At 48.7% G+C, this 10,830-nt stretch carries 12 protein-coding genes and 1 other annotated feature; of the genes, 1 reads left to right on the forward strand and 11 read right to left on the reverse strand.

The annotated features are described in order from the left end of the window. Positions 1–24 precede the first annotated feature (24 nt). Positions 25–2,013, reverse strand: coding sequence for a methionine--tRNA ligase (gene metG / locus ACW9JV_RS19210; RefSeq protein ID WP_457337492.1), 1,989 nt, complete (start codon positions 2,011–2,013; stop codon positions 25–27). 42 nt (positions 2,014–2,055) lie between these two features. Beyond that, positions 2,056–2,316: a binding site (T-box leader), on the reverse strand. Between the two features lie 396 nt (positions 2,317–2,712). On the opposite strand from metG, the gene ACW9JV_RS19215 reads away from it, so the two are divergent. After that, positions 2,713–2,997, forward strand: a complete 285-nt coding sequence (locus tag ACW9JV_RS19215) for an AbrB/MazE/SpoVT family DNA-binding domain-containing protein (protein ID WP_457337494.1) — start codon at positions 2,713–2,715, stop codon at positions 2,995–2,997. Between the two features lie 309 nt (positions 2,998–3,306). Here ACW9JV_RS19215 and rsmI read toward each other — a convergent pair whose 3' ends face one another. The 10 genes from rsmI to ACW9JV_RS19265 form a co-directional block, all read right to left on the reverse strand. Beyond that, positions 3,307–4,176, reverse strand: coding sequence for a 16S rRNA (cytidine(1402)-2'-O)-methyltransferase (gene rsmI / locus ACW9JV_RS19220; protein WP_457337496.1), 870 nt, complete (start codon positions 4,174–4,176; stop codon positions 3,307–3,309). Continuing rightward, positions 4,173–4,442, reverse strand: coding sequence for a GIY-YIG nuclease family protein (locus ACW9JV_RS19225; RefSeq protein WP_457337498.1), 270 nt, complete (start codon positions 4,440–4,442; stop codon positions 4,173–4,175). The genes rsmI and ACW9JV_RS19225 overlap by 4 nt, the downstream gene beginning before the upstream one ends. After that, the gene (locus tag ACW9JV_RS19230; protein ID WP_457337500.1) at positions 4,429–5,169 is read right to left on the reverse strand and encodes a tRNA1(Val) (adenine(37)-N6)-methyltransferase; all 741 of its coding nucleotides are present in this window, start codon (positions 5,167–5,169) and stop codon (positions 4,429–4,431) included. Before ACW9JV_RS19230 ends, ACW9JV_RS19225 begins: the two co-directional genes overlap by 14 nt. A gap of 73 nt (positions 5,170–5,242) precedes the next feature. After that, positions 5,243–5,590 carry a DNA replication initiation control protein YabA gene (yabA, locus tag ACW9JV_RS19235; protein WP_457337502.1) on the reverse strand — a complete coding sequence of 116 codons (348 nt, stop codon included), beginning with the start codon at positions 5,588–5,590 and terminating at the stop codon, positions 5,243–5,245. Between the two features lie 31 nt (positions 5,591–5,621). After that, entirely contained in the window at positions 5,622–6,437 is an 816-nt protein-coding gene (locus ACW9JV_RS19240; protein WP_457337504.1) for a PSP1 domain-containing protein, read from the reverse strand. 2 nt (positions 6,438–6,439) lie between these two features. Next, positions 6,440–7,426, reverse strand: a complete 987-nt coding sequence (holB, locus tag ACW9JV_RS19245; RefSeq protein ID WP_457337506.1) for a DNA polymerase III subunit delta' — start codon at positions 7,424–7,426, stop codon at positions 6,440–6,442. A gap of 15 nt (positions 7,427–7,441) precedes the next feature. After that, a complete protein-coding gene (locus ACW9JV_RS19250; protein WP_457337508.1) occupies positions 7,442–7,771 on the reverse strand; it encodes a cyclic-di-AMP receptor in 330 nt (109 codons plus the stop codon). Between the two features lie 88 nt (positions 7,772–7,859). Beyond that, entirely contained in the window at positions 7,860–8,531 is a 672-nt protein-coding gene (gene tmk, locus ACW9JV_RS19255; RefSeq protein WP_457337510.1) for a dTMP kinase, read from the reverse strand. Continuing rightward, positions 8,492–9,949 (reverse strand): aminotransferase class I/II-fold pyridoxal phosphate-dependent enzyme, encoded by a 1,458-nt coding sequence (locus ACW9JV_RS19260; RefSeq protein WP_457337512.1) that lies wholly within the window; start codon positions 9,947–9,949, stop codon positions 8,492–8,494. Before ACW9JV_RS19260 ends, tmk begins: the two co-directional genes overlap by 40 nt. Positions 9,950–10,030: 81 nt before the next feature. Then, the gene (locus ACW9JV_RS19265; RefSeq protein ID WP_457337514.1) at positions 10,031–10,222 is read right to left on the reverse strand and encodes a sigma factor G inhibitor Gin; all 192 of its coding nucleotides are present in this window, start codon (positions 10,220–10,222) and stop codon (positions 10,031–10,033) included. Between the last annotated feature and the right edge of the window lie 608 nt (positions 10,223–10,830).

A 10,830-nucleotide genomic window follows, 5' to 3' on the forward strand; every position in this document is an offset into this window, starting at 1 on the left:
CAGGTCAGTCTTTTATTCCTCGTATTAATTGACTTCCGATCCATTCGGAAGATGGTCATTCACTGTGGCAAGTGTCAGTTCGTCTCCGCTGGAAGCTGCCAGTATCATACCCTGAGACAGTTCTCCCCGGAGTTTTACCGGCTTCAGGTTCGTTACACAAATTACTTTTTTCCCTTCCAGATCAGCCGGCGTATAGTGTTCGGCAATCCCGGATACGACCTGGCGCTTCTCACTTCCGACATCGAGCTGGATTTTCAGCAGTTTATCTGTCTTTTTCACAGGCTCTGCTGAAAGCACTTCTGCCACTTTCAGATTCACTTTCGAAAAGTCATCGATCGTGATTTCCTGCTCTTCTTCCACCTCTTCTGCTTCTTGCTCATCTTCAGCGGTTTTCACCGTACCGCCCATATCCTGAATAATGTTGGCGACTTCATTTTCGATTTCGAGTCTTGGAAAGATCGGCTCGCCTTTGGAAACTACCTTCGTTCCTTCCGGGAGCTGTGCAAATTCACGCATCGTCTCCCATTTTGTACAGCCCTCCGGAATACCAAGCTGGTGCCAGATTTTCTGAGGAGTTTCCGTCATAAACGGCTGGATCATGATGGAAATATAACGCAGCGATTCAGCCAGGTGGTAAAGAACGGTTCCCAGCTCCTCACGCCGGTCTTCTTCTTTTGCCAGCATCCACGGCTGGGTTTCATCAATATATTTGTTCGTGCGGCTGATCAACTGCCAGATGGCAGTCAGGGCCACCGAAAACTCCATCTCCTCCATCGCGGCCTCTACTTTGTAAACCGTGGCATCCACCAGTTCCACAAGCGATTCATCGTATGGCGTGCCGTCTTTCAGATAAGCCGGGAGATGCCCATCGAAGTACTTGTTAACCATGGCAACGGTCCGGTTCAACAGATTGCCCAAATCATTGGCAAGATCATAATTCAGCCGTTCGACAAAACCTTCCGGTGTGAAGACACCGTCGGAGCCGAAAGGAACTTCCCGCAGCAGATAGTACCGCAGGGCATCAAGTCCGTACCGGTTAATCAGCGGAACCGGATCGACAACGTTTCCTTTGGATTTGGACATTTTCCCGTCTTTCATCAAAAGCCAGCCGTGGCCGAATACTTTTTTCGGGAGCGGCAGATCAAGAGCCATCAGCATAATCGGCCAGTAAATCGTATGGAAACGGACAATTTCCTTGCCGACCAGGTGTACATCCGCCGGCCAGTACTTCTTGAAATCTTCATCGTTTTCCGTGTCATACCCGAGAGCGGTAATGTAGTTGGAGAGCGCATCAATCCATACATACACGACATGTTCCGGATCGCTCGTCACCGGTATTCCCCATTCAAACGCAGTTCTGGAAACGGCCAGATCTTCCAGTCCCGGTTTGATAAAGTTGTTAATCATTTCGTTTTTTCGGGACTCCGGCTGGATAAAGTCCGGATTTTCTTCGTAAAACGCAAGCAGCCGGTCGGCGTATCTGCTCATCCGGAAAAAATACGACTGCTCCCTCACCCATTCCACGGGGTTGCCGCTTTCCGGACTGTATCCTCCGACAATTTCTCCATTTTCATAAATAGGATCTTCCAGCTGGCGTTCTGTATAAAAAGATTCATCCGACACGGAATACCAGCCTTTATATTCATCCAGATAAATATCTCCGTTTGCTTTCAGTTTCTCAAATATCCGCTGTACGACTTTTTTATGCCGCTCTTCCGTCGTACGAATAAAATCGTCATAGGAAATATCCAGTTTATCCCACAGGTTCCGGATTCCCGCCACAATTTCATCGACAAATTCCTGCGGAGATACCTCTTTGTCTTCCGCTTTGCGCTCAATTTTCTGGCCGTGTTCATCGGTACCGGTCAGATAGCGTACATCAAAGCCACGGAGACGTTTGTATCTTGCCATGGCATCTCCGGCAACCGTTGTGTAGGCATGTCCGATATGAAGTTTATCGCTTGGATAATAAATCGGGGTTGTGATATAAAAGGTATTCTTTTCTTCTGCCATTTTCATCCTCCTTGCGTCTATTAAAAAAACTCCCGTCCTTCTACAAGGGACGAGAGTATCACTCACGCGGTACCACCCAGATTTCTCCATCTCCTGCGATGAAGCTTTGTGTACTGTCCGGGCCTGATCGTCAGTAGACAGCACGCTCTCTGTAACGCGAGAGCTGCGTTCCTCCCTTACTGCAGCAGTTCGGGAAGAAAATCCTCCCGGGACCATGTTCAAGAGTGCTCTCTGTACCGGTTCCCAGCATCTCCGGCTCTCTAAGACAGGTTTCCTCTCTACTCATCCCTTCATCGGAATCATCTATAATATTTTCCACTTCTTCTCTTTAAGACTATAACGAAGCGCTTCCTCTCTGTCAAGACCAGCACCACAGAGGGCCTTTTCTCTGTACACTCTATTTTTCTACATATTTCGACAAATATATGCCATATATGTCGAAATTCGTTTTCTATCTATGTTTTCCATGTTACAATGGTTTTATCCAAAAGGTATTTTTTCACAGAGGTTTTAGTCACCTCGTCAAGCGGGTATCCTTTTGTAACAGCATTTTAATTAAATTGAAAAAATTTCAAGGTTTTTCAGTTTTTTTATTCAAAGGAATTGACGTGTTTTGGAAAGATTGGTATTCTTAGTCTATAACAGAGAAAAATGTCGAAATGTGACACATTTTATTTGAATACTTGAGGAGGAACTGAAATGAAATCAACTGGAATTGTGAGAAAAGTCGATGAACTCGGCCGCGTTGTTATCCCGATCGAACTCCGCCGCACTCTCGATATTGCAGAAAAAGATGCGCTGGAAATCTATGTCGACCACGACCGTATCGTACTGAAAAAGTACAAGCCCAACATGACCTGTCAGGTGACGGGTGAAGTGTCCGATGAAAACATTTCCCTCGCCGACGGTAAAATCATCCTTTCCCCGGAAGGTGCCGAAGAAGTCATTAAAGACCTGCAGTCCTATGTAGACAACAATAAATAAATGATCCCGCGACAAAGAATATAGGTCATATAATAACCCGGACGATGGTCGGCAAAGCTTGCTGGAAGAAACCGACATCGTCCGGGTTTTTTGTGGTGCTTTTAGTTTCCATAGGAGATGTTCCTGGAAACACTGTGATTCAAGCACCGGTACTTAGCGTCTTCAAGACATCCGCTCGAAACCATTATGGCCTGATTTTAGCTCCGTAGTGTCCCCGGGACGACCTCCTGTGGACACTATTCCTTCATTTCAGGCTGCTGATGGGGCTGACTCTTTCACCATTTTTTGGGAGTTTTTATAGCTCCCATTTCATGACAGGCGGTGATAAGCTGCATATACATCCTGTTTCGGCAGCCCGCGGTCTTTTGCTGCTGCCTTGATGGCTTCTTTTGCCGTCATTCCCTGTTCCATGTAGGCTTGCACATGCGCTGCCGGATCCATCGTCTCCCACCAGGTATTCCGGAAAACGTCCACTTCATCCGCCCCGTCCACAATAACACAGCACTCGCCCTTCACAGCATGCAGCCTGAGGTACTCCGCCAGTTCCGGGAGTGATCCACGCAGGATCTCTTCGTACTGCTTGGTCATTTCTCTTGCCAGGACAGCTTCCCTACTCCCCCAGCATTCTTCCAGATGCGATACCATTTCTTTCAGGCGGTGCGGGGATTCATAAAAAATAATGGGGACGTCTACAGAAGCGAGCTTTTCAAGCTTGTCCCGCCTGTCCTTTTTCTTTCTCGGGAGAAAACCATAGAAGTAAAAAGCCCCTCCACCAAGTCCCGAAGCGGTTAACGCCGTCACAGCGGCATTGGCTCCGGGGAGGGAAATGACGGCAATATCCTTCTCCACCGCCTGCCGGACAAGCTCTCTGCCTGGGTCGGAAACAAGAGGCGTCCCTGCATCACTGACGAGTGCAGCCGTACCGCCTTCCTCGAGCAGTGCGAGAATTTTCTCCCCTTTTCCTTCCTTATTATGTTCATGATAACTATCCAGTGGTGTCGAAATCTCAAAATAATGGCACAGCTTCCGGGTCTGGCGGGTATCTTCGGCAAAAATTCTGTCCGCCTCCTGCAGCATCCGGACCGCCCGGTATGTCATATCTTCCAGGTTGCCGATCGGGGTGGGTACCAGATACAGGGCAGCCGTTGCTTTTTGCTTGTAGCTCTGCTGATGGTTCATGAGGATCCTCCGTTTCTTTCCCTTAGAAACTTCTCTTTGTCTTTCCGGTTCCATTGTTTGACTTCATATTCCATGCGCATCGCTTCTGTTTTGGAGTCAAACACCTGCTGGTAAACGAGCCGGAACGGACCGCGCCCTCTCGTGTATTTTGCCCCTTTTCCCTGTTCATGCATGCGCAGCCGCTGTACCAGATCCGTCGTATATCCCGTATAGAACGATCCATCCCCGCATTCCAGTATGTAAACGTAATGTTCAACGGCCTTCATAATAGCTTCTGAACTCCTCGGTATAAATTCCCTCTTCATCATAAACCGTTAACGGAGGCAGGCAGGCGAGGCCCGGCTTTCCATCTTTAATCCCTTCAGCCAGCAGCATATCCGCCTCTTTTCCGTATTTCGGAAAAATCATCTTGATTCGTTTTGGTTCAATCCTGTGCTTTCGAAATGTTTCAAACAGTTCAGCCATACGTTCCGGACGGAGAACCATGGACACCTTTCCTCTCTGTTTCACTACACTGGATGCTGCCCGTACGATGTCATCAAGCGTGCCGTATTCTTCATGACGGGCGGCACGGAACAACGCACTGTTGTTTTTTTCCTTTTCCAGCGGTGTTGAAAAGTATGGGGGATTACAGGTGACCAGATCAGCCAGGCCGGTCTGCCCGGAAAGCTCCGGAGCACGAACATCGGCCTCCATCACAGAAATCTGTCCCTGTTTTTGATTCCAGATCACACTTCGTGCAGCCATATCAACGAGAAGCGGCTGTATTTCCACACCGGTAATCGGTACACTGCTGCGTGTCGACAGCACGAGCGGAATTACACCGTTTCCGCTGCATAAATCTATAATACTTCCTTTTGTTTTTGGTACATATGTAAAACGGGCCAGAAGTACGGCATCAATGGAAAACGCAAAAACAGAAGGGCTCTGTACAATGTGCAGCCCTTTCGTAATGTAATCAAGCCTTTCTCCCTCCCGCAAAGGTGGTTGCATCCTGCTCACCTGCCGATCCCGTTCTTATAAAAGAGGCTGCCCCCTGCGGCAGGGACAGCTCTCGTGACGTCATTTATTTCTGATTGAGAAAAGAAAGACAAAACAAGCAGTCTCCATTGGCTCTCAGGCTGCCATAATGCATATTGCAGATATGGAACCCTTCATGATACAGACGCGCTAAATTATCATATCCTTCTCCCACGCTTTTTCTGCCGCCGGAAGAAGCCTCTGTTCCATTTTCCGGCTCCCCGGTCTCTTTTTCTTCAAGGAGCTTGCGTAAATGCTGATTTTCCAGCGCCAGCGCATGGTTCTCTTCGATGAGCATTGCCAACTGTTCTTTTAATTCTCCCAGTTCATCATGAAAGGTGCCGATCCGTTCTTCCATGTGTATGACCTGCGAGAATATTTCTTTCTTCTCCACGTTCCTTCCACCTCAATTAATCCCCTTATCTTCAGCTCACGATATGGCCTTCCTCCATGAGTTCATCGAGACTGTATTCGAGCACGTTCTGTTCTTCCCTCAATTCCACCTGAACGAGACGTTCCAGAATGTTCAAGCCGACCACTCTGCCTTCGCCCTGCGGCGTCGTAATGTGTTCTCCGATATCCGGGAGCTCTTTCTTCGCGGTTTCGTAGTGATCGTTTTCATACTTCAGACAGCACATAAGCCGTCCGCATAATCCGGATATCTTCGCCGGGTTCAGCGACAGATTCTGGTCTTTTGCCATCTTGATCGATACCGGTTCAAAATCGCCGAGGAATGTCGAACAGCAGAGCACGCGGCCGCACGGACCGATCCCGCCGAGCAGCTTTGCTTCGTCGCGTACCCCGATCTGGCGCAGTTCAATCCGTGTACGGAACACGGATGCCAGATCCTTAACGAGGTTCCGGAAGTCAATCCTGCCTTCTGCTGTAAAATAAAAGAGCACCTTGTTCCGGTCAAATGTGTATTCCGCATCCACCAGATTCATATCCAGGTTATGTTCTTCAATTTTGTCCCGGCACACTTCATATGCTCTCGTTGACAGTTCCTTGTTCTCTTCAATGACTGTTTTGTCCTTGTCTGTGGCAATTCGTACAACTTCTTTCAGCGGCAGGACGACATCATCTTCGCCCACCTGCTTTTTCCCAATGACCGCTTTTCCGAATTCCAGTCCTCGGGATGTTTCTACAACAACCCATTCGTCTTTTTCTATTGTTAAGGAACCGGGCGAAAAATAATAAATTTTCCCCGCCTTTTTAAACCTGACTCCTATTACATCATGCAATGCTATGATCCCTCCTGTATATGAAGCAGTAAATGCTCCATAAGAAGCTGGGCATTCACATTGGCCCGAAGCTTCCGCTTCGCATCCAGGATCAGCTGCAATATACGGGCGATATCTGTTTCCGTCATTTGAAGACCCTGCTTTTCCATCGTTTCTCTCTGATCCGGATAGGCAAGGTCCTCCCCGCCGTGTTTTACCGTCAACAGATCACGGTACCAGAAAAGCAGCAGATCGAGACCGATGTCCAGCTCTTCTCTATCCTTAAAATGAGTAAGCCACTTTTCCTGCAGTGTCAACAATACCTGATGAGGTCTGGAGTGAACCTCTTCCACTAATTGTATCACTAGTGCTCTTCCCTGTACAATCCAGTCTGTCCCTTCCTGCTGATAGCCGGCGGCTGTCTCATCCGGTAGTCTGGCAAGGAGCGGCGCTGCTGTTTCCGAAGCCCCTTCCTCACGATAGAGGCGGGACCGCTTATCCGGAGCAGGGGGAGCAAACGACAGTTTCTGGGCACGGGAAAGAATGGTATCGAGCATAAAATGGACATTCTCTGTCAATAAAAGAGCCAGAATCGGGCTTTCCGGTTCTTCCAGAAACTTGAGAAGACTGTTGGCAGCACCTGCTGTCATTCGATCCGCATCATTAATAATATATATTTTAAATGAGGTTTCCATCCCTTTATACGTCAGTTCTTTCTGCAGGGCTTCCACCTGGGCTTTTTTGATCGATGCTCCATCGGGCTCAATAACGATGATATCAGGATGGTTGCCGTTTTCAATCCGCCGGCATTCCCGGCAGGTTCCACAGGGAGCAGCATTCTCCCTGTGAGGACAGAACAGGCTTTGGGCAGTGAGCCAGGCTGTCGATTTTTTTCCGGATCCCCGCATTCCTTCAAAAATATACGCATGCGCCAGCCTGTCCTTTTCCATGCTCTGTTTCAGCATCGTCATAACGGTCGGCTGATCTTCCAGCATCTGGTTCCATTTCATGAGGACCCCTCATTTTTAAAACTGTTCAAACTGTTCCACCTGCATAATAAATACCGTCGCTCCTCCGACCTGTACTTCCACCGGATACGGAACATAGGAATCGGCGTTGCCTCCCATGGGAGAAACAGGGGCAACCAGCTGGTCCCGGGTCTTGCAGTTGTCCTGAATAATATCAAGCACAGATTGCACCTTTTCATCTTCCACCCCTATCAAAAAGGTGGTGTTGCCTGCCCGCAAAAATCCACCTGTACTGGCCAGTTTTGTCGCGCGGAAGTCCTGTTCCACCAGCGCATTGGAGAGCCGGTTGCTGTCTTTGTCCTGCACAACTGCTACCATTAATTTCATCAGAACACCCTCTTTCTGTGCTTGTATGTTCAGCTTTTCTTTTATATTACTGGATATACCTTCAAAAAGAAAACCCCGTCTTTTCCAATCATCGTCCTATTACATCCATAACCTGGTTTACGGCCTGCTGCCGTACGTTTTCCATCGATAATGATGCATCTATTTTATGTATACGCTCCGGAAATCGTGCCGCCAATGTTTCGTACGCCTGGTAGACTTGTTGGTGAAAATCCAGATGTTCCTGATCCAGTCTGTTGTATTCCCGCTTTTTATTTTCAGCAATTCGGGTAAGACCCTCTTCCGGATCAATATCAAGATAAATCGTGGCATCCGGCATATAGTCCCCTACAGCGAATTCGTTGATGGCAAGTACTTCTTCCACCCCTATGCCTCTGGCAGCTCCCTGATAGGCAAGACTGCTGTCAATAAAACGGTCACAGAGCACAATACAGCCTTCCTCCAATGCCGGAATGACTTTTTCGGCAAGATGCTGGCGCCGGGCTGCGGCATACAGCAGTGCCTCCGTACGCCTTTCCATCGCTGTATGGGCGGGATCAAGAATCAACGTGCGGATTTTTTCCGCAATATCAATACCGCCCGGCTCCCGGGTTTTGAGGACGGAATATCCTTCCTGCTCCAGTTGACGATGCACCTGATTCAGCACCGTCGTTTTACCCGCTCCCTCACAACCTTCAAATGTGATAAACAGTCCTCTATCATTCATTGCTTTTCCATCCTTTTTACTGTACTGGTCAACCATTGTCCGTCCTCCCCCTGCCAGACCCCCTGTATGCCTCCGCTTTGCTCCAGTCGTTCCAGCAGATAAGTATACCGCTTTCCGGTGAGCATCTCTCCTTTTAAGAACAACGGGATTCCGGGAGGATAGGGGATAATATCAACGGCAGCTTTTTCATGCTCTGCTTTTCGGACCGCCCGTACTTCTCTCTGTCCTTTTCCTGCCTGGTGCCAGTCTTCAGGCATACGCTGCATGCCAAAAGACGGCAGAGACCGTGCGCTGGAACCGGAGTACACAGCCGGATTTTCATGGTGCAGACGAGCTGTCCCTCGTTCAATCCGCTCCAGGGTTTTAGTGGACAGAGGCTGAAAGGAAAGAAAAAAGACTACATGCGCCTCATCCGCCAGTTCCGTGAACACCTGCTCTTTTTCCAGGTACTGCTGCAGCGCCCAGCCGGTATGTCCCTTCGGCGCCTGAACCACTACTTTCAACGGATCCGTACCCACGTGCGGCGGCGGATGCCGTTCTTCCAGACCCCCGGCGTGAAGAAGCGCCTGTTTTGTCTGCTCAAGCTGCGCATGCAATACAGCATCATCGATCTGTTTCAAATCGTACAGGTATTTTCTCGCCGCGTCCAATGACGCCAGCAGCAGATAGGACGGACTGCTCGACTCGATCATGGAGGCAGTTTCCTGTACCTCTGCTGCGGTGATACGGCTCGACCATCCAACATGAAGGTATCCTGTCATCGTCAGCGCAGGCAGCGTTTTATGGGCTGAATGCACGACAAGATCGGCACCAAGCGACACGGCACTCTTCGGAAAAAAGTCGGCTGCCGGCAGATGTGCTCCGTGTGCCTCATCTGCCAGTACCACCGCTCCGTGCTTTTTGGCTTCTTCAATGATAGAGCGGATCGAAGACGTCCATCCATGGTAACCGGGCCGGTTCACGATTAAACCAGCTGCTTCCGGATAAGAGCGAAAAGCCTGCTGCACCGTATGAAAGCCCAACCCCATCGACAGTCCGGACGTTTCGTCGTATTCCGGTTCCAGAAACACCGGCTGTGCTTTTACAAGCCGGAGACCATTAATAATCGATTTATGAGTGTCCCTCTGAACAAACACCATATCGCCTTCCTGCAGAGCAGCTAGAATCATAATCAGGTTTCCTGCTGTCGATCCTCCGACGAGAAAAAACGCCGCCCGGCTTCCATAAACGTCAGCCGTCAGCTGCTGAGCCCCGGCGATGATGCCATCTGGATCATGCAGGTCATCCAGGCCTGGAAGCTCCGTCTGATCAAAAGAAGCAGCCGCCGACAGGATCTTCTGTGCATACTCAGGCTGCACGGCTCCATTTTTATGACCTGGTACATGAAAGGAATCCGGCAGTGCTTCAGCATGCTGCTGCAGGGCTTCTACGATAGGAAGCGATGATTGATCCATGTGTTGTCCCTCTACTTTTTTATATGAATATCTGTATCTAAAATTATGACGTAATCCCCGTTTTCCTGCAAATATTCCTTATTACATCAACAGCTTGGAAGCTTTGGAAGAACTCAATGTTTTTACCGCGTGATGATAGGCGGGGTCTTCTGCCTCCATCTGGATCAACTCTTTTTCACAATCCAGGCATAAAAAGATATCCAGAATATGAATGCCTCTGCTTTCCTTCCGGCCGCATAGAGTACAGAATTCCGTCTGTGTTTCTTTTTCCATATTGATGTCACCTCCTCTTTTCATCTATGAATCTTATTCTGCCCTTTTCTTTTTGTTATTATTCCGCCAAACAACCGTTACGTACTATATGTTATGTTTTTTATTCAAAAATGTCATGGTGTTGCAGCACGTTCTTCTGCTGTTTCCCTTTGTCACAGGAGAAATAGAGAAGCTCCCCATGAATGTAGGAGAGCTTCTCTTTTTCTATGATGTCTCTTCCCCTTGAAAGAATGAGAGGGTGGCAGTATCGTACAGGGCACAACGTACCCCCGGACGCCGCCAAAAGAATAAAACTTACTGCGAAAACTGGGAAAGGTTATTCCCCTTAAGGGACAGTGGCTGCTTAAAACAGCATAATAGTGGTCGAAAGACAGGCTTCAGAAGACAGTATCGCAGCGGAATGGGAATGTAGTCGTCTCAAGATGGATGTCAGAGGTCACTATCGGCCCTTTTTTAACGAGCAGTCTCCTTTAAAACCACATATTTCCAAAAACCATTAAAAAAAGAACCGCCGGATGAATATCCGACCGTCCTTTTGGTGCCTGGCAGCGTCCTACTTTCACAAAGGGTTGCCCCTTCATTATCATCGGCGCTGGAGAGCTTAACTT

The organism is Salibacterium sp. K-3 (assembly GCF_054052005.1).

Bases quoted from the DNA above. Each gene is read 5' to 3' on its own strand.
- ACW9JV_RS19215 (WP_457337494.1), top strand. From the start codon at position 2,713: ATGAAATCAACTGGAATTGTGAGAAAAGTCGATGAACTCGGCCGCGTT.
- ACW9JV_RS19230 (WP_457337500.1), bottom strand. From the start codon at position 5,169: ATGCAACCACCTTTGCGGGAGGGAGAAAGGCTTGATTACATTACGAAA.
- holB (WP_457337506.1), bottom strand. From the start codon at position 7,426: ATGAAATGGAACCAGATGCTGGAAGATCAGCCGACCGTTATGACGATG.
- ACW9JV_RS19250 (WP_457337508.1), bottom strand. From the start codon at position 7,771: ATGAAATTAATGGTAGCAGTTGTGCAGGACAAAGACAGCAACCGGCTC.
- metG (WP_457337492.1), bottom strand. From the start codon at position 2,013: ATGGCAGAAGAAAAGAATACCTTTTATATCACAACCCCGATTTATTAT.
- tmk (WP_457337510.1), bottom strand. From the start codon at position 8,531: ATGGTTGACCAGTACAGTAAAAAGGATGGAAAAGCAATGAATGATAGA.
- rsmI (WP_457337496.1), bottom strand. From the start codon at position 4,176: ATGAACCATCAGCAGAGCTACAAGCAAAAAGCAACGGCTGCCCTGTAT.
- ACW9JV_RS19265 (WP_457337514.1), bottom strand. From the start codon at position 10,222: ATGGAAAAAGAAACACAGACGGAATTCTGTACTCTATGCGGCCGGAAG.
- ACW9JV_RS19260 (WP_457337512.1), bottom strand. From the start codon at position 9,949: ATGGATCAATCATCGCTTCCTATCGTAGAAGCCCTGCAGCAGCATGCT.
- ACW9JV_RS19225 (WP_457337498.1), bottom strand. From the start codon at position 4,442: ATGAAGGCCGTTGAACATTACGTTTACATACTGGAATGCGGGGATGGA.